Origin of the sequence: Exiguobacterium sp. s183 (assembly GCF_018617655.1) — a bacterium.
GTDB lineage: Bacteria > Bacillota > Bacilli > Exiguobacteriales > Exiguobacteriaceae > Exiguobacterium > Exiguobacterium aestuarii_A.
In genome coordinates this window covers 526,133-543,341 of the sequence record NZ_JACSKN010000001.1, presented here as the reverse complement: position 1 = coordinate 543,341, position 17,209 = coordinate 526,133, and the positions used below count along the sequence as shown (strand labels likewise).

General features: G+C 46.0%; 20 protein-coding genes and 1 other RNA gene. 9 read left to right on the top strand and 12 right to left on the bottom strand.

The window, feature by feature from the left end:
- Nucleotides 1-25 precede the first annotated feature (25 nt).
- The 8 genes from KNP62_RS02845 to rnpB all read right to left on the bottom strand — a co-directional run bounded on the left by KNP62_RS02845 (nt 26) and on the right by rnpB (nt 6,298).
- Nucleotides 26-331: a hypothetical protein gene (locus KNP62_RS02845; protein WP_083600139.1), complete on the bottom strand. Its 306-nt coding sequence runs from the start codon at nt 329-331 to the stop codon at nt 26-28.
- Nucleotides 332-346: 15 nt separating this feature from the next.
- Nucleotides 347-901: a hypothetical protein gene (locus KNP62_RS02840; RefSeq protein WP_214782863.1), complete on the bottom strand. Its 555-nt coding sequence runs from the start codon at nt 899-901 to the stop codon at nt 347-349.
- A 79-nt stretch (nt 902-980) separates the two neighbouring features.
- Nucleotides 981-1,802: a YihY/virulence factor BrkB family protein gene (locus KNP62_RS02835; RefSeq protein WP_214782859.1), complete on the bottom strand. Its 822-nt coding sequence runs from the start codon at nt 1,800-1,802 to the stop codon at nt 981-983.
- Nucleotides 1,803-1,904: 102 nt separating this feature from the next.
- On the bottom strand, nt 1,905-3,323 hold the full coding sequence (locus KNP62_RS02830; RefSeq protein WP_214782855.1) for an alanine/glycine:cation symporter family protein: 1,419 nt from the start codon (nt 3,321-3,323) through the stop codon (nt 1,905-1,907).
- Between the two features lie 59 nt (nt 3,324-3,382).
- Nucleotides 3,383-4,294, bottom strand: coding sequence for a Gfo/Idh/MocA family protein (locus tag KNP62_RS02825; protein WP_353047503.1), 912 nt, complete (start codon nt 4,292-4,294; stop codon nt 3,383-3,385).
- 44 nt (nt 4,295-4,338) lie between these two features.
- Nucleotides 4,339-4,521 carry a hypothetical protein gene (locus KNP62_RS02820; protein WP_251125562.1) on the bottom strand — a complete coding sequence of 61 codons (183 nt, stop codon included), beginning with the start codon at nt 4,519-4,521 and terminating at the stop codon, nt 4,339-4,341.
- 117 nt (nt 4,522-4,638) lie between these two features.
- Nucleotides 4,639-5,805 (bottom strand): THUMP domain-containing class I SAM-dependent RNA methyltransferase, encoded by a 1,167-nt coding sequence (locus KNP62_RS02815; protein WP_214782847.1) that lies wholly within the window; start codon nt 5,803-5,805, stop codon nt 4,639-4,641.
- Nucleotides 5,806-5,930: 125 nt separating this feature from the next.
- Nucleotides 5,931-6,298: RNase P RNA component class B (rnpB, locus tag KNP62_RS02810), an RNA gene on the bottom strand.
- Between the two features lie 120 nt (nt 6,299-6,418).
- Between rnpB and KNP62_RS02805 the strand changes: the two genes are divergently transcribed.
- Entirely contained in the window at nt 6,419-6,823 is a 405-nt protein-coding gene (locus KNP62_RS02805; protein WP_214782845.1) for a hypothetical protein, read from the top strand.
- A 44-nt stretch (nt 6,824-6,867) separates the two neighbouring features.
- Here KNP62_RS02805 and KNP62_RS02800 read toward each other — a convergent pair whose 3' ends face one another.
- Both KNP62_RS02800 and KNP62_RS02795 read right to left on the bottom strand, forming a co-directional pair.
- On the bottom strand, nt 6,868-8,316 hold the full coding sequence (locus KNP62_RS02800) for a S8 family peptidase (RefSeq protein ID WP_214782842.1): 1,449 nt from the start codon (nt 8,314-8,316) through the stop codon (nt 6,868-6,870).
- 94 nt (nt 8,317-8,410) lie between these two features.
- Nucleotides 8,411-8,818 carry a type III PLP-dependent enzyme domain-containing protein gene (locus KNP62_RS02795; protein WP_214782839.1) on the bottom strand — a complete coding sequence of 136 codons (408 nt, stop codon included), beginning with the start codon at nt 8,816-8,818 and terminating at the stop codon, nt 8,411-8,413.
- Nucleotides 8,819-8,987: 169 nt separating this feature from the next.
- On the opposite strand from KNP62_RS02795, the gene KNP62_RS02790 reads away from it, so the two are divergent.
- The 5 genes from KNP62_RS02790 to KNP62_RS02770 all read left to right on the top strand — a co-directional run bounded on the left by KNP62_RS02790 (nt 8,988) and on the right by KNP62_RS02770 (nt 13,677).
- Nucleotides 8,988-9,881, top strand: coding sequence for a hypothetical protein (locus KNP62_RS02790; RefSeq protein WP_214782836.1), 894 nt, complete (start codon nt 8,988-8,990; stop codon nt 9,879-9,881).
- A gap of 70 nt (nt 9,882-9,951) precedes the next feature.
- Nucleotides 9,952-10,617: a response regulator transcription factor gene (locus tag KNP62_RS02785; protein WP_214782833.1), complete on the top strand. Its 666-nt coding sequence runs from the start codon at nt 9,952-9,954 to the stop codon at nt 10,615-10,617.
- Nucleotides 10,614-11,960 (top strand): sensor histidine kinase, encoded by a 1,347-nt coding sequence (locus tag KNP62_RS02780; RefSeq protein ID WP_214782830.1) that lies wholly within the window; start codon nt 10,614-10,616, stop codon nt 11,958-11,960. Before KNP62_RS02785 ends, KNP62_RS02780 begins: the two co-directional genes overlap by 4 nt.
- Before the next feature lie 68 nt (nt 11,961-12,028).
- Nucleotides 12,029-13,042: an ABC transporter permease gene (locus KNP62_RS02775; RefSeq protein WP_214782827.1), complete on the top strand. Its 1,014-nt coding sequence runs from the start codon at nt 12,029-12,031 to the stop codon at nt 13,040-13,042.
- On the top strand, nt 13,039-13,677 hold the full coding sequence (locus KNP62_RS02770) for an ABC transporter ATP-binding protein (RefSeq protein ID WP_214782824.1): 639 nt from the start codon (nt 13,039-13,041) through the stop codon (nt 13,675-13,677). The genes KNP62_RS02775 and KNP62_RS02770 overlap by 4 nt, the downstream gene beginning before the upstream one ends.
- Here the strand turns inward: KNP62_RS02770 and KNP62_RS02765 are convergent.
- A complete protein-coding gene (locus tag KNP62_RS02765) occupies nt 13,667-14,077 on the bottom strand; it encodes a hypothetical protein (RefSeq protein ID WP_214782821.1) in 411 nt (136 codons plus the stop codon). The genes KNP62_RS02770 and KNP62_RS02765 overlap by 11 nt on opposite strands.
- Nucleotides 14,078-14,256: 179 nt before the next feature.
- Between KNP62_RS02765 and KNP62_RS02760 the strand changes: the two genes are divergently transcribed.
- Complete coding sequence (locus KNP62_RS02760) at nt 14,257-15,180, top strand: alpha/beta hydrolase (protein ID WP_214782818.1); 924 nt, start codon at nt 14,257-14,259, stop codon at nt 15,178-15,180.
- On the opposite strand, the gene KNP62_RS02755 is transcribed toward KNP62_RS02760, so the two are convergent.
- Nucleotides 15,113-15,808: a CPBP family intramembrane glutamic endopeptidase gene (locus tag KNP62_RS02755; protein WP_214782815.1), complete on the bottom strand. Its 696-nt coding sequence runs from the start codon at nt 15,806-15,808 to the stop codon at nt 15,113-15,115. The two genes, KNP62_RS02760 and KNP62_RS02755, sit on opposite strands and share 68 nt — an antisense overlap.
- A gap of 86 nt (nt 15,809-15,894) precedes the next feature.
- Between KNP62_RS02755 and KNP62_RS02750 the strand changes: the two genes are divergently transcribed.
- Nucleotides 15,895-16,578 (top strand): lytic transglycosylase domain-containing protein, encoded by a 684-nt coding sequence (locus KNP62_RS02750; RefSeq protein WP_251125600.1) that lies wholly within the window; start codon nt 15,895-15,897, stop codon nt 16,576-16,578.
- Between the two features lie 28 nt (nt 16,579-16,606).
- Complete coding sequence (locus KNP62_RS02745; RefSeq protein ID WP_074035263.1) at nt 16,607-17,197, top strand: DUF1643 domain-containing protein; 591 nt, start codon at nt 16,607-16,609, stop codon at nt 17,195-17,197.
- Nucleotides 17,198-17,209 lie beyond the last annotated feature (12 nt).

Here is a 17,209-nt window from a genome sequence, read left to right as displayed (position 1 = left end):
CCTTTGAAGGGACCGAGTTTTTGTATTACATCGATGCTGCGATTAACCAGACACGAATCACAAACGGCACGAGCACCAACACGAGCATCGCATTACGCATCCATTTGCTTCGATTCCAATAGTACGCCATTAACACGAACGGATGAAGTGCGACCAGTTCATATGGGTTGAACCAGAACCATGTGATGATCAAAACAATCAAATAATAAAGAACCGACTTTTCCTTCGTTGATCGATATTCACGCCACATGTCATATGCACCTTTAAAGAACGCAATGAATGTTGCAATCCAAAACAAAATGACGATTATATTATCGAATCCACTAAACAACTGAGTAACCACCTTTTAGGAAGCATTTTCTACATAAAAACCGCCCCAATAAATATGACGGTACGTAAACTCTTTTCCACTCTCTACAGTAATCACAATTTCGTCTTCCGTCAATACAAGGACATGAACAGGTACTTCTCCTTGGCGTAACATCGGGCTAAACAATTGAAATTGTTTATTGAGCCATTTCCGTTCTGAAAAATTCTGATAGTGATGTAGCGCAAGCATGGGATGGCTCAAATATGCCGCCCCAACGATTGCGATGGCGACAGGTGGAGCCCCAATTTCCATCAGGAATGAAAAGACGAGAACGAGAGACAAAACTGAATAGCCGAACTCAACCAATTCCATGAAAGAGGCACGACTCGCGATGACATATTGTATCACCCGAAACATGAGATACAATATGATACTCACAAGTAGAAACTCAGAGAATGGCGAATGGCGAAACGATACATCCAAATAGAACAAGACAGGTAACAGGAGGATCCATTTCCACAGATGTAAGGCGAGGTAAAACAATGATTGATCGATGAAACGACGATTGTGTACGAGCCGTTGCATATCCATGTTTCCCACCTCCGCTTAGATGATGTGACCTTACGTTACCATTCCCTATTCTTTTAAATGATAACTAGCATTTACACGTCTAACGAAGTTTTTCTTTTCTCTCGATTAATGTTGCGTTTAAGAGTCCTCCTAGCAAAATCACAGAAGCAGCAAGGTAAAACCAAATCAACAAGACGATGAACGCTCCAAGTTGACCGTAGAACTGTTCATAGTTCGCAAACTGGGAATAGTAGCTGAACACGTTTGAAACGATGAGGATTCCTATAGTCGCAAATGCCGCCCCAGCCCAACTATTCTTGAATGTACCTGACACACTCGGTAACCACTTATAAACGAAGATCAATACGGTAAAGAGTAAACCAGTCCCTACAATCCATCTAAAGTAAAACCATATCTGGGCATAGGTCGTGACGATCTCATCGATGAACAAGATATATGAAGACACTTCACGTAACGCGGTTTCGATCACCGGTACGAGTAATGAGAACGGGAGTACAAACATGAGTGCCAATGTGATTGCGATATCTTGCAAGACACCTCTCCAAAACGCCTTATTTCGGACCGCACGATAAGCATCGTTTAATGCCCGAACCAATGACTGCACGGCAATCGATGAAATCCAAAGTGCGGGTAAGATACTGAATGATGCCAATTTCAATTTAGAGTTATCGAAAATCGCTTCGATGTTCCCTTCTAACAGTCGATAACTCGCTTCAGGCATAATGAGTGATAACGCTTGAATCACATCACCGCTCGTAAATGGTAAAAACCCGACAATCCCCAATACAAATAATAAGAATGGAAACGTGGACAATATGAAGTAATAGGCCAACATGGCAGCTTGGTCAAAGAAGCGTTCTGTAAAAAAACGCTTGACGACTGTCGATAAAACTTGTTTCATCTTCATTCTCTACTTTCTTTAGTATAATATAAATGCGGTATTTGAAATATTATTTTTAAAATGAAGGAGAGGCTTCCGGTAACGGAAGCACTCTCATATCGTTTAACTGATTTCTTCTTTTTTCGCTTCCCACGCCTCGATGTGTTCTTTTCCGGGAAGATCGATGCCTTCTTTAAAGAATTCTGGGTCTCGCCCTTCTTTCTTCTGGACCATGTAATCATCGAGTAACGTCTTCGCGACTTTACTCAAGCGGAAGATCGCATACATGTTGACGAGCGCCATGAGTCCCATAAAAATGTCAGCGATGGACCAGACAAGCCCTGCCGACCGTACTGAACCAAACATGACCATACCGACGACTGCAATCCGATAGATGATGAGATAGCGTTTCTTTTCCGAGATGAACTCAATATTCGTTTCACCATAATAGTAGTTCGCCAGAATCGAACTGAAGGCGAAAAGTAAGATGGCGATGGTCATGAGCGTCGTCGCAATCGGTCCAATCTCGACGAGAAGTGCCTCTTGCGCAAGTTCAATCCCTTGGAACGACTCGGACCCTTCAACACCCGAGATCAAGACGATCATCGCCGTCGCTGTACAAATGAACAACGTGTCCACAAAGACGCTGAGCGATTGGATCAATCCTTGTTTGACAGGGTGACTGACTTCAGCCGTAGCTGCCGCATTCGGTGCGGAACCCATCCCCGCCTCGTTCGAGAATAGCCCACGTCGAATTCCTTGAAGGACAGCCGCACCGACCGCACCACCGAACAATTGTTGGAAACCGAGTACACCTTCAGAGAAGATGGCCGAGAAGACTTGTGGCACGACATCAAGATTCGTCAAGACGACCCAGATGGCCAGCAAGATATAGCCTCCTGCCATGATTGGTACGATGATTCCCGATAGTGTTGAAATTGAACGTATCCCACCGAAGATGACGATAGCGGTGACGACTGACAGAATCAAGCCGACCCATACCGTGTCGACCTCAAACACATTGTTCACGGAGAGTGCAATGGTGTTGGCCTGTACCGAATTGAAGGCAAAACCGAACGCAAACGTAATTAAAATCGCAAACACGATGCCGAGCCACCGTGCTCCGAGCGCCCGTTCGATGTAGTAGGCCGGTCCCCCACGCCAAGCCTTGCCGTCATGCACTTTATACACTTGGGCAAGCGTGCTCTCAACAAATGCCGAGGCCGCTCCGATCAAGGCGATGAGCCACATCCAAAACACGGCCCCAGGACCACCTAATGCAATCGCCGTCGATACACCGGCAATATTCCCTGTACCGACACGTGCTGCGGTACCGATTGCGAACGCTTGGAATGAAGAAACTTGACCTTTCTCGTGTTTGAGTCCTTTGACAAATAGTAATTTGAACATCTCAGGTAGCATTCGGAACTGGACGAACCCCATCCGAATCGTAAAATAAAGACCTCCTGCAATCAACACGAAGATGAGAAGGTACGACCATAGATAGTCATTGATTTGCATAATAAGTTCACGGATATCCAACGAAATCGCCTCCTTTTATCGGGTTTTTACCCGCTATGAATCTGACAGAAACAGCGGGTTCATTGCACGTTTTTAAGAATCTCTTCACATAAACGATGTGTCTCTAAACTATCCTCAGCTAGGACTGACTTGTTCGCTTCTCCATTTAACAGTTTGATAAAGTCATCAATCAAGTCGATAAAGCCCCGACGCTTTAGATTCGACTCCCATGGATCAAGCGGCCACTCTTTTACTCCGTCGACACCATAGTCTATGACTCGTTCGACGTCCCGCGTGACACGCTTCACAGATGGAGACATGACTTCCATCACTTCTTCCGTGCATCCATTATCCCGGTTCATCCAGCCGATTGCTTCAATTCCACCTGCCTGAAAATGAATCATCACCTGCTTCAATGTATCTCCTTCATATCGCGGCGTGACAGACAAGCGTTCGACAGTTTGAAGGTCCGTCAAATAACGAAGCGTATCGACGACGTGCACAAAGTCCTCGATGATAAATTCTCGAAGTGTCGCCGGTTTATACGTTCTGTTCTTTTGAATAAGTATCATGTTCTTTTGTTCGACTTGTTTAAGCGCCTCTGTCGCCGTAGCAAATCGGCGGTTGAAGCCCGTGACGAGATGAACACCCTTCTCTTTCGCAAGTGCAACGAGTCGCTCCGTCTCTTCTAGCTTAAATGTGATTGGCTTATCAATGAAGACATGCTTCCCTTTCCGTAAACAATATTCGACTTGCTCGTAATGGGCAGCTGTCGTCGAATGAATCATGACCGCATCGATTTTTTTCATCGGTACGTCTTGAAGGTCCGTATATCCTTTTTCAAAACGATAGGTCGATATGATGTCCTGTAACTTCTGTTCATCTCTTGAGACAAGATACACGTTCACGTTTTTTAATCCGGCGTATACCGGCAGATACGCTTTTTTTGCCACGTCACCTATGCCTACTACTAAAATATTCAATCGGTCCACTCCTTTATGTTATATGTAGAAAGCCCGAAGCGACTGCCTCGGGCTCATGTAATAGATACAATCTCAAAACTGGTGATCGGTTCACGAATCGCGTCGGATACAATCTGGTAAGCCGCATTTAGTTCTTCTTGATTATTCAAATCTGGCACCCGGTTCATTTCCACTTCGACAGTCCGAGTGTTCTGTTCTTTCGCGTGTAATTGATATTCAACGGTATACTTTTGCATCACATGTCCCCCTCTAATTATACATATGTTATGTATAACCTGTTCATCGAATGATGAAACAAGTGAGTTTGTTCAACAGAAGCAAAAAAATGACCGCTCGCTAGAACGGTCATTCGTTTATGACTCCGATTTTGGTGACGCGTCACGATCTGGGCGTGGACGACGTTTTCCGAAAAATTGGTAGTACTGTGTCTCAATGTTACCGTTGTACAACTTCCGTCGCTTCGTCGCCGGGCGACCGTATGCTTTTTCGAAGTCCTCATAGCTCGTCAGCATGTAGACGCTGTATCCAGGATACTTCGCATATTGTGCGCCGATGCGCTCGTACAAGTCGATGATTTCTTCTTCTGACTGTAGTCGTTCCCCGTAAGGTGGGTTACCGATGATGACGCCGTACTCTTCTTTCGGTTTCAATGCGGCCGCATCACTATGGACGAACGTGATCGCATCACGGACATCGGCGAGTTCCGCGTTGTCTTTCGCAAGTTTTACCATACGTGGGTCGAGGTCGATTCCATAGATTTTGAGCGGTTTATCCCACTCCGCTTTCTCGTTCGCTTCGTTCATGGCTGCATACCACGCTTTTTTCGGGATACATGTCCATTCCTGAGCGAAGTATTCGCGATTAATACCCGGCGCGATGTTCCGTCCGATCATCGCCGCCTCGATTGCGAGTGTTCCTGAACCCGTGAAGACATCATAAAATGGCATATCAGGACGCCAGTTCGTCAATTGAATCATTGCAGCAGCCATCGTTTCTTTAAGTGGTGCCTGTGAATGTAACTCACGGTAGCCTCGACGGTGAAGCGGGCCTGACGTATCGATTGTAATGGTCGCTACATCTTTTAACAAAGCAACTTCAATCGGGAATTTCGCACCTGACTTCGGCAACCATTCCCCTCCCTTATGGTAGCCACGCTGCATCGCTTCGACGATTGCCTTCTCCGTAATCTTTTGACAGTCCCGAATTGAGAACAATTTCGATTTGACCGAGCGACCATCAACCGTGAACGCAGCGTCCCACGGCATGAAATCTGTCCACGGCAATACCACAACCCCGTCGAATAGTTCTGTGAACGTTGTCGCCTTGAACTCCGCTACGACGAGTTTGACACGGTCTGCCGTGCGCAACCACATATTTAATCGTGGAATGTCTTCCATCTCCGCATCGATGTAAACTCGACCATTCTCGACTTCACATGTGTATCCTAAGTCTCTTACTTCTTTTGCAACGAGTGCCTCAATCCCCATCGCTGCTGTCGCAATCAGTTTACGTTTTGCCATCTGCAATCGCCTTCTTTCTGCATTAAAATCTTTCATTCATGTTGTAAGTTGTAAAAAAATCATGAAAAAAGGAGCTCAAGTATATGTGCTTGAACTCCTTGTCGTTGTTAGTTGAGACTATGTTGTCCTGTAAGCCATGTTCTGTACTCCGGTGCTCATAGCGGTCTCCCTGGCACGATGGAGTGACAATCATCTATCTGCGCACATCGGCGCCCTCCGTCCCGTTCGGTTCCGGTTCGGAAGTTCCCCTACCATAGTTTGGGTTTCTCGCTCGTGGGGTTTACCTCGTTCCACTCTGAACGTTTCCGATCAGACTTCGTCACTGTGGCACTTTCAAGAAGCGTACACCATATCCGAGGACTTAGGTGTTTCTTCTGCCGTCAACTTGCGTTGCCTACACTTATCTTTTCGTGTAGCACGATCACTACAGCCATCACAGGCTGTGCGAGCATGGACTTTCCTCAAAACTTGCGTCCCGCGATTGTCCAGACCTCATAGTCACTTCAACCATTGTAGCGGAAATTTCAACAATTTACAACTGAAATTCGAAACTTGATTTTACATTCAGTCAGCGCTAAAATAAGGCGTGTTCATTGAATAAGGAGGGATTTTGATGCATCAAGATGCAAAAAACGGTTGGATTCAACGTCTGACTTATGTAATAGAAATCGATGACATTAAAGTGCTCCACCCGAACAACGGCGTGTTCGCCTTCTACCGAAATAATCGTCTCGTCCGAGGGTTTGAACCGTTCGATATTAAAGCACCGAACGAACTCTCAAAGCGATCTTATCATTTTGATCATCATAATTTAGCACATTTAGAAGAACGTTTCCCTGACGCGATTCCGGTGTTCGACGAAACCTATGAAACGCGTCGCGCTTGGAGTGATCGGGTTCGTGTCGGATTATGCGAAATCATCCGCGATGGTAAACTCAGTTTTGAGCATATTGACGATCAAGGAAATGTATTAGAAGCGAGTATCCGTTGGTGTGGAGAAGCCATCACCATCGATTGAATTAGATAAGCCGTCTCTCCGTTCGGAGTAGACGGCTTTTTTCTTTATAATGATTCGACAACTGGCGGTTCTTCCTCGACCGCGGGCGGTGTATAACTCGCCGATACGACTTTTTCACGCACATCTGTCGGCTTTAGAATCACCGTCAACGGTTTTGTCGTATCGCCTCTCACTGGGAACGTCCCGGCGATATGGAGAGCTTCATACATTTTATTGCCATCCGCATCGAGAACGGTGACGACCCCTTTACGAGTGGTCTGTAAGGAGAACGTCTGAGCATCTGCCGCATCAACGGAAATGGACGTTTTGACCGTATTGATATAATCAATCGTCTTACTCGTAGACCGTTTGTATTTTCCATCGGTCATTTGGGCGACAAGTCGATACTGCCCACTCGGTAGCCAATCACCGTATGCAAACATCGTGAAATTTGTATTAGGACTTAACGTTTTAATTTTCTTACTACCCATATACAGTCCATACGTCGTTTTGATTGTCGGACGCTGCATGACATTCAGTTTCACATCGGTAATATAGCGTTGCTTCCAAATAGAATCAGTACTCAGTGTCAATGGTCGAGGGGTCGCATCGAGTAGTTTTAATGTATTCAACTCCGTATACGTTTTCCCTTGAGAACGTGGCATTTTCGCAATCAGGGCATCCACCTCGTCAGGTGTTAAAAATGGATTGATTGATTTGACGAGCGCGAGACTCGCTGTGACCATCGGTGCGGCCATAGAGGTACCGTCCATATAAATAAAACGATTATTCACCCCGAGTGAAAGGATATTCACACCAGGAGCAACGATTTTTACACTCGCATCCATATTGCTGAAGTCAGCAACTTGATGACGAGAGTCAATCGCACCGACAGCAATCACTTCTTTCATGTTTGCCGGGAACGATGTTTTAGTCATCCCATCGTTACCTGAAGATGCAACCACAACCACACCTTTGGCTCTCGCCTGTTTGATGGAAGCAGCTAAGCGACGATCATAGTCATCTCCACCGAGTGATAAATTGATGATCGTGGCTCCTTTTGCCACAGCTGTATCTACAGCTTTTGCAACCGTCCATGAATCTGTATATTCAGAGTTTCTGCCATAGAAAACATTATAAAAATGATATCGCACGTTCGGGGCGAGTCCGGCAATTCCAAAACGATTATGCTTTCCTGCCATGATGCCGGCAGTATGTGTTCCATGGGTGTCCGCGCTATATGGACCTTTCATCGAATTCACGACGCGTGGAACATTTTTTAAATCTGTATGATTACGGTCAGCAGATGAGTCGATTAGCGCCACGACGATGTCTGAGGCACCTCTCGTTTTACTCCACGCCAGGTCTGTTCCGATTTGTCGTACATAATATTGATTCGTGATTCGTGGCTCTGAGACGACATAGCCATGTTTTTCAAGCACGACAGGTTTCGCTGCATCCACACCTACGGGCAATAACAGCGCAATTGCTGTCAAAAGGGCAATCTTTTTCATTCCTTCCGCTCCATTCCAAACTGATAAAGTGATTTCATTATCTCAAACTTTGGATTAGATTTCCCTTTTTTTGAATAAAAAGTTGTCGCCAAGTTTACCAATAGCTTGGTTCATCAGGATGTAACATCTCATATTCGACAATTCGTCCGATGGTCAAATACGTATAATACCGCGCCAGTTCAACTCGACTTGGGTCGGGACGAAATCCTTCTAAATCTTCTCCGAGCGGAGAGCCGTCGATTGTCTCAAATTGCTGACAAAAAAAAGACTCTGTTTCTGCATCCCAGACGATACGATCCCCGATATATCCACTTCCAAAGCGAATGTAGTCGATGATGGACGGGACGATGACTTCAGCTGGTAACCGTTCACTCATCCGTCCGACTAGTTCGTATCTGATCCGGTCTGCCTGATCCGCTTCTTCGAGGGAGACACATTTTAATACTTCTTTATTGATTTCAATCAAGACAACATAATCACCAGGTTCGATGGAGAGCTTCATTGTCTCACCTCACTTTTCATTCCTTCATCCGATTCTCTACACGTTACTATTCGTGATGGGATGTGGAAATCCTGTCCATTCCGTATGTTTTTCCAAATCTCAGTTGAATTCGCAACGATTGCATGGTTTTTGATATACTATTCGTATGAATCTAGAGAGGAAGTGCACCATGGCCAAACGACCGTTGACCCCTCGTGAAAGTGAATTGATTGCGACCGCTTTATATGTCGTCGAGACGATTCCATACGCAGGATATATCGACCGTCTCGAATCACTCACGTTACGAGACATCGCTGATGACTATTTGAATGGTACACTACCTGCCGCTGACGCGATTGACGCGCTTGACCAATATATTTATGTTCGACGCCATCGTTTCAAAAATGTGACGCCCCACAACCTTTGGACGTTGGATGACCGCACCGAACAAGAAGCGCTGCGTCACATCTCGAAACGACCTGAGTTGAAAAAAGGACAGACGCTAAATAAGCGGAACCAACCGTTTCAAGTCGGACAAGACATTGAGTTCAAAGTGGACAAACATGTCGACCGGGGGCAGTTCCGTATTTATATCGGAAAACAACAAGGGTATACATGTAAGGCACAATCTAAAGAACGGGACAAAATGAAATCGGTCACGGGATGGGTAACTCATATCGATCCAAAAGACCGCTTAGTGTTTGTCAACGTCACGGATTTCGGACGTTTGCCGATGGAACAGTCGATGAAGCAAGAACTCGAATCGATGAGTGCCTCATTACTCGGATGGTTCGCGACGGCGACCCTTCCTTCCGAAGAAGAGGCTCTACTTGCAAAACAAATGATTGCCACCCTTCAACGTCGCGATCAACCGTATTGGTTTACGTTGACAACCGCCCTTAATCATCCAAGACCAGAACACGTCAAACGATGGGGAACAGTCGTGAATTTGCTCTTAAAAGCATCAACGGGCGATCAAAAAGCGATTCAGACATTAGAGACACAAGAAGATAAGTACTTCAAAGATGCATTTATCCGTGCGCTTCGCGCCTTGCACGAGGAAATGACGAAACAATTGAACTGATTCGACTCGAGGTGACTTCGTATGGGTCACCTCGTTTCGCGTGTAAGTTTTATAGAAAGGAACGATTGACATGCGTTTACTCATCGTGGAAGATGACCCTTCAATTTTACGTCTTGTGAAAGAGACGTTTGAAGATGCAGGTCACGATGTTTTCATTGCAACAGACGGGAAGTCAGGCGAGCAGCTATATAGGACTCAGCCGATTGATGCAGCGATTATCGACATTATGTTACCGGGTATAGATGGTCGGGAATTGTGTCGCCGCCTGAAAACGGAACTTGATATTCCGGTCATCTTATTGACGGCACTTGGCGAATGGGAAGATAAACGTCAAGGGTTTGAGCACGGGGCAGATGACTATATGACAAAACCTTTCATCCCGGAAGAATTACTATTCCGATTACAAGCCGTTTCACGGCGATATAACCGCTCATCTGCTTCGCGTATTCAAGCAGGACCGCTACAGTTGGATTTAACCGAATATGAAGTGAAGCTCGACGACCAATTGTTCTACCTTCCCAAAAAAGAGTTTGAACTATTGTTTCAGCTCGCTTCATTCCCAGGCAGGGTATATCGTCGCGAAGAATTGATTGAACTCGTATGGGGTTTTGATTTCGAAGGAGATGAACGAACGGTCGATGTGCACATCAAACGACTTCGTCACAGGTTCGACCACCCCGCACTCTCGATTCGGACAGTGCGCGGTGTCGGATATTCACTAGAGGTATTGAAATGAAGACATTATATACTCGAATCATTCTCACCATGTTTTTTATTCTGCTTATTTCTGGAGCCATTTCGTTATTAATCAGTAATGTCGCTTACTATACGTGGTGGCAACCTTCCTATAGTGAGAAGACTGAGACAATCGCAAAACAGGCGTCGACCTATTTCTCGGAGCATACCGATGCAGACGAAGATGCATTTTATTCGTTTTTGGCTGCGACAGGTTACCAATTGGTTGTGATTGATTCGACAAATACACGATCGCGCTATGGTGGTTCGTTTAGAGATGAATCGATTCCTGACGATGTGATTTCATCTGTCCGTTCAGGCACACCTTATCAAGGAATGCGTGATTTCCCATTTCACCTGTTCCTTTTAGGGCTATTTGATAATGAATTGACGAATACGTACGGATGGACACTCGACAACGGAGATGTCGTCTTCATTCGACCTGACCTGAGTGCCCAAATCCGAGAGCTTCACCTTTTTGTAGGCATGTTCTTCGCACTCGTAACCATTCTCGCGTTCAGCTTGATTGCGATGTCGACTCGTTCGCTCGTTCGACCGTTAAAAACGCTCACAACCGCGACGACTGACGTGGCCATGAGACTAGAGCCGAAACATCTGCCTATTGAACGAAAAGATGAAATCGGAACGTTAGCGAGACAGTTCCAAGAGATGACGAATGTGATCAAGCAGACCGAAGCACGACAACGTCGATTCGTCTCGAACGTCTCTCATGAGTTTCAGTCACCTTTGACGTCACTCGTCGGCTATGCGGAAAAGTTGGCTGAAGGTACCGACGGTGTATCGAAAGAATATGCACGCGTCATCGAACAAGAAACGAGACGTTTATCTCAATTGACCAAACAACTCTTACTGTTATCTCGTTTAGATGAACATCCACCGACCCTTGCGTCGGATGTGAACGTGTTACAGTCTATCTCAGAGGTCATACAGATGAACGCCTTTTTGCTCAATCAAAAAGGGATTGCCGTCATGACCGACATCCCGTCTGATGTCGAATTGAAGAGTGACCCCGTCCTCCTCGCACAAGTGTGGAACAATGTACTAGTCAATGCCATCCATGCCTCAAACGATGGTGGGACGATCCGAATCACATGCACCGTCAATCCTCGGATATGCGTCTCCTTTATCGATGAAGGAATCGGAATGGATGAGGAAACGAAACGTCATGTATTTGACCGATTTTTCAGAGGTGATGCCGCACGAACGACTCAGGGAACCGGGTTAGGGCTCGCCATCACATCAGATATCATCGCCTTGCACGGTGGACAAATCACCCTTGAATCGACTAAAGGAATCGGGACGACGTTCCACCTTCATTTTTGACATTGTTCATATTCCGTTCATATTGAACGATTACACTTCCTTCATAGAACATGAAGGAGGTTTTTTTTATGCAATTAGGATGGAAAGAGATGTGGCGACAAAAACGAAAGTTTTCGATGCTGTTCGTGATCACCCTCATGATCGTCATGTTAACGACCTTGATCACGGGGCTTGCCGACGGACTAGCATATGACAACGGTTCTGCCTTACACGAATTGAACGTTTCAACATATAGACTGGACAAAGATTCAGATGGTCAGTTGACGCGTTCCTTCTTGGACGTCCCAACTGATGCTTCAACTGAAACGATGAGTGTCCGCCCGCTCACGGTCACAATTGATGGAAAGAAAGAAGAGGTGACCCTCTTCGCACTTCCTAGCGGGTCCAAGATTGGACCAGTCGAAGGTCTACGAAAAGGTGAAGTGGTCTTCGATTCGAGCCTTTCGGAGAACGTAAAGATTGGCGATACGCTGACCGACTTCGTGTCAGCGTATGACTTTATAATCGCTGGTGAGGCCCTTGGAAGATACAGCCATGGGCCCGTCCTCTATACGACGAATGAAACGTGGTTCGATTATTTACGTTACTCCGAACAACGTCCATATGTATCTGCCGAGATTGGAGCAAACGCTACGGCATCCGATACACTCACAATGAGTCAACAGGAAATCATCGAATCTGTTCCCGGTTATAGCGCCGAGCAGAGCACATTTACGATGATGCGGGCATTCTTACTGGTGATTGGAACCTTTATTTTGACCGCATTCTTTTATCTGTTCACCTTACAAAAGCTACCGGAACTCGGTATTTTGAAAGCAATCGGTCTCTCCCCACGAATCATCGGACAGGCATTGCTCTTCCAAGTCATCGTCATCGTATCATCCGCTGTCGCGGCGTCCATCGGGATGATGTATATCGCTGATGCCGTGATTCCATCGTCGATGCCGTTTATCGTCGACATCGGTCACGTTTCACTATTTGGTTCCATGTTCATCATCTTATCGATTCTTGGTGCATTCCTTCCGCTCTGGAAGCTTCGCCAAATCGATGCGATTGAAATTATAGGAGGGAAAGCATCATGAGACTAGAACATATATCTCATCAATTCGATGGTCAACTCGTTCTGAACGATATCAATTTACACGTATCCCCTGGAGAATGCATCGCTATCGTCGGTCCAAGTGGGAGCGGGAAGAGTACGTTGTTATATATTCTCGGTCTACTCCGAAAACCAGATCAAGGAACATTCTCCATGAATGAACAAGATGTGTTTGATTTGGACGAGGAAAAACGACGGCTTCTCCGACTACATGAAGTCGGGTTTGTATTTCAGCAAGCACATTTGATCCCTTATCTGACAGTGCTTGAACAGCTCGAGCTCATTCAAGAAAACAAAGATACCGACGCAAAACAGCTGCTAGTGAAGCTTGGATTAGAACATCGATTACATCATCTCCCGACGACACTCTCTGGAGGAGAAAAACAACGCGTCGCCGTCGCTAGAGCCTTGATTAATTCGCCACAACTCATTTTGGCGGATGAACCGACGGCGAGTCTAGATTACGAGAACGGACGGCGTGTGATGGAGTTGCTTTCACAACAAGCACATCGTGAAGGACGAAGCGTCGTCGTCATCACGCACGATGAACGTATGCTCGATGTATGTGATCGTGTACTGCGTGTCATCGATGGCACATTGACTGAGGTTAATAGCTAAACATCGGTTCACGTTGACAGATTTGATGAAGCTGATGCGTGAGCCAGCCACCGAAACGTACGGTGACCCCGATTTCTCCCTGTTGCGAGATGTCGGCACCTTCAATGACCATGAACCGCTCCACAATATGATTTGATTCGAGTCGTATACCCGAGAGACAGGCAAACGCACGGACAACCTCTTCTGGTCGGCATCCCGTCGATCTTGCGATTTCCTGAGCCTCGGTGTGTAGGCTCGTTTTTTTATGTAGAAAATAACGATCGAGCAACAAATCGAACACGAGACCGACGATTCGTTCGTCGCCGTCACATGTCCATCTAAAGGTCACACCGCTTTCGAGCGTTCCATTTGGATTACTCAGCACACATTGAATCATTCGATAGCTATCCACTCGTTCCATAACTGTTCCGATCCCCTTTATAGATTGTTTATCGATCATAGCGTGTATCCTTATGTGATGCGAGAAGAGTATCGTCATATAAACTTTGAGGTTATGGCACGTAAGAGCCCAACTTACGTCAAAAAACAGAACGATTTCTCTTCGTTTCGGGTACAATTACGTTGAAAGGAGTCGATCATATGCAACGAAAATGGCAAATCGGATTAGCTTCACTTTTCACTGGTTATTACGCAATCAGCTACTATGCTTTCAAACGGATGACTCGAGGGAAACGGAAAACACCGGAGATGTTACTTGCTCCATACACGGAAGAGGACCGTGCTTTCTATCATGATGTCCCATTTGAACAAGTCTCCATTCAGTCGAGGGACGATTTTCGACTCTATGGTCGAATTTATCGGAATGACGCCTCGACGAAATGGATTGTGTTTGTACATGGTTATACCGCTTCACATAGCTTCATGGCGCCTCATCTCGCCATGTTCCATCGTCTCGGATATAACATGCTTGCTGTCGACTTAAGGTCACATGGGGAATCCGAAGGCGTTTATGCCTCTTATGGATATCATGAAAAAATTGATATGATTGATTGGGTCGAATGGTTGAAAACGAATGAAACGGTCGAACAAATCGGTCTTCACGGAGTCTCGATGGGTGCAGCGACGGTCCTTCAAACGACTCCGCTCACAGACGTCGATTTTGTCATCGCAGAATGTCCGTTTGACGATATGGGGCAATTGATGCGATACCAATTGAAAGAATTGCATCGGATACCGGCAGAGTTCTTCCTTCCCGGAATCAATTATTTCTTATGGTCTCGTGCCGGGTTCACCATGAAGCAAGTACAACCAAAAAAGGCCGTCACTGAAACGACGACCCCAATCTTATTCGTACACGGCTCAAAAGATGATTTTGTCCCGACGTGGATGTCAGTCGAGATGAACGCGTTGAACCGCCAAAACGATTTGCTCTTGATTGACGGAGCAGAACACACAGATTGTATGATCAAGGACGCCCCTGCATATGAAGACGCAGTCAATCGCTTTTTGCACCGACATGGATTGGTCCAGCAATCAAGTCAAGCAGTACATGCAAGACCATGACCGGCCATAAGACACCCATACCTAAATATAGTAGACCGAGACCGAAACCGACAATGCCCGTCGTCAAGATTCCTTTGACGCCTTGATAGGCATGCGCGATGCCAAAGAGTGCTCCACCAATAAGTGCAAGAGTGATGTTCGACCCATCGATATAGAGTGTGATCGTATAAAGTAGAACGCCTCTAAAGATGAACTCTTCAGTCACACCTGCTGTGACCGAGACGGCACTCCACTCCTGTTCCTCTTTCTTCGTTCTAGGCAGGAGAAGCTTTTCTAAATCAAGCTCATAGTAAGGACGTAGGACACCTCGTAGTCGGGATGAGGTCTTGACTAACAAATAAAAAACGAGTGTCACTGTGACGAGAATACATGATAGGAAAAAGACTTGCCACGCCTGTTCGTTGCCTGGTTCTGGCGAAAATGTCAAACCTATTTTCGATGGCGGTACTTGAAATAAAAAAATGAGAGCTACAATCAATAAGGTCAGTCCCCATGCTGATTTAACGGTTTGGTCGTATACCCACGTCCGTCCTTTCGTCTCAATCAATGGACGAATCAGTTTTGCGTTAAAGATTTGGACGACCAACATATACCCAATAACGGCTGTAAAAATCAATCGTTCGAGCATCCATATCCACTCCTGTCCTTCCTCTTAGCTATATGCTACACTATTCGGGTATTGTCTAAAAGCTAGGAGGCGGTATCTTGAAACGTATGATGCTGCGACTGACCGGTTTCATCATTGTACTCGTGCTTTTGCTCGGGGCAATTGGCTGGCTCGGTCAACATGATAAAGTAAACAATGGATTGTATCGAACCTATTATGGCGAGCACGGTGTACCGAACGCTAATCTCTCTGTGTATCAGGACGCCGCGGAGGCATATGACGTGGATTGGCGTCTGCTTGCTGCTGTACATCGCGTCGAGACGATCTTCTCACACAGTTCTTCGATGCGCTCCTCTGTTGGCGCAATCGGACCATTTCAATTTATGCCTCGCACTTGGCTAGGTTGGGAATATGATACGGATGATCAAAAAGGCGATGTTCCAGAAGACGAAGTCGATCTGACAGATCTGGCTTTAATCGATCAATACGGAGGTCTCGGGCGTGACGGAAATGGCGATGGCAAGGCAGACCCGCATAGTCTTGTTGATTCTGCCCATACGGCGGCGTATTATTTAAGTGAACACGGCGGGAAAAAGACGGATTCAGTCACATCGATACGGAACGCCATCTTCGAGTACAATCGAAGTGAGCAGTATGTCACTGATGTCATGACATACTATGAGAATTATGAATCAAGTGTGACGGTCATCCCGGATGAACGGGACACCTTCAGCCAACATGTCGCCTATTATACGATTCGATACGTCGAGTGGTTTAAGACACTCGGCTGATGCTTACATGAAAAAGTGAGGAATGGAAATGAATACGCATATAGAAGAAGTAACCATCCGCGTAAAATCGATTTTCAACGAAGACAAAACGAAACGTTATTTGCGAACGTATGAGTTTACGGATGTCGAGGATGGAGTGATTTGTGCCGTCATCATCTATTCACCGCGCATGAGCGATGCCTTTTTATCAGGTACGACAACGCAACGTGCTTATATGTTGATGCAAAATCATTTGTCGCAACCGATTCGGGAGATGCGTGTCATCAGTCTCGTGCCAACACTTGCCATCAATGATAATCTTCCCTATGTGGAATCACAGCTCGACGAGACGAATTATCACTATGTCGAAGAGACGTTACAAGAGGTGGAGGCGAGCGGCGGGATGATCATCGTCGGTTGGGGCTCGCCTGGTCGATTGATGCACCATGCGACATCCTATAAATCGCTCTTTGCCGATTACGAGTCGAATATGTACTGTATCGGTACGACCGCTAAAGGTGAACCGCAACAGATTCGTATGGCCAACGAGAACACGGTACTCGAGGCGTTCAACAATGAATCGGTAAAACCAAAGTTTCGGATTGTGAAGGAAACGAAGAAGGAAGATGACTCCATGTGAGTCACCTTCCTT

Coding starts and splice junctions, on each gene's coding strand:
- KNP62_RS02840 (WP_214782863.1), bottom strand. CDS start 901: ATGGATATGCAACGGCTCGTACACAATCGTCGTTTCATCGATCAATCA.
- KNP62_RS02835 (WP_214782859.1), bottom strand. CDS start 1,802: ATGAAACAAGTTTTATCGACAGTCGTCAAGCGTTTTTTTACAGAACGC.
- KNP62_RS02820 (WP_251125562.1), bottom strand. CDS start 4,521: ATGCAAAAGTATACCGTTGAATATCAATTACACGCGAAAGAACAGAAC.
- KNP62_RS02815 (WP_214782847.1), bottom strand. CDS start 5,805: ATGGCAAAACGTAAACTGATTGCGACAGCAGCGATGGGGATTGAGGCA.
- KNP62_RS02805 (WP_214782845.1), top strand. CDS start 6,419: ATGCATCAAGATGCAAAAAACGGTTGGATTCAACGTCTGACTTATGTA.
- KNP62_RS02800 (WP_214782842.1), bottom strand. CDS start 8,316: ATGAAAAAGATTGCCCTTTTGACAGCAATTGCGCTGTTATTGCCCGTA.
- KNP62_RS02795 (WP_214782839.1), bottom strand. CDS start 8,818: ATGAAGCTCTCCATCGAACCTGGTGATTATGTTGTCTTGATTGAAATC.
- KNP62_RS02790 (WP_214782836.1), top strand. CDS start 8,988: ATGGCCAAACGACCGTTGACCCCTCGTGAAAGTGAATTGATTGCGACC.
- KNP62_RS02785 (WP_214782833.1), top strand. CDS start 9,952: ATGCGTTTACTCATCGTGGAAGATGACCCTTCAATTTTACGTCTTGTG.
- KNP62_RS02780 (WP_214782830.1), top strand. CDS start 10,614: ATGAAGACATTATATACTCGAATCATTCTCACCATGTTTTTTATTCTG.
- KNP62_RS02775 (WP_214782827.1), top strand. CDS start 12,029: ATGCAATTAGGATGGAAAGAGATGTGGCGACAAAAACGAAAGTTTTCG.
- KNP62_RS02770 (WP_214782824.1), top strand. CDS start 13,039: ATGAGACTAGAACATATATCTCATCAATTCGATGGTCAACTCGTTCTG.
- KNP62_RS02765 (WP_214782821.1), bottom strand. CDS start 14,077: ATGGAACGAGTGGATAGCTATCGAATGATTCAATGTGTGCTGAGTAAT.
- KNP62_RS02760 (WP_214782818.1), top strand. CDS start 14,257: ATGCAACGAAAATGGCAAATCGGATTAGCTTCACTTTTCACTGGTTAT.
- KNP62_RS02755 (WP_214782815.1), bottom strand. CDS start 15,808: ATGCTCGAACGATTGATTTTTACAGCCGTTATTGGGTATATGTTGGTC.
- KNP62_RS02750 (WP_251125600.1), top strand. CDS start 15,895: ATGATGCTGCGACTGACCGGTTTCATCATTGTACTCGTGCTTTTGCTC.
- KNP62_RS02745 (WP_074035263.1), top strand. CDS start 16,607: ATGAATACGCATATAGAAGAAGTAACCATCCGCGTAAAATCGATTTTC.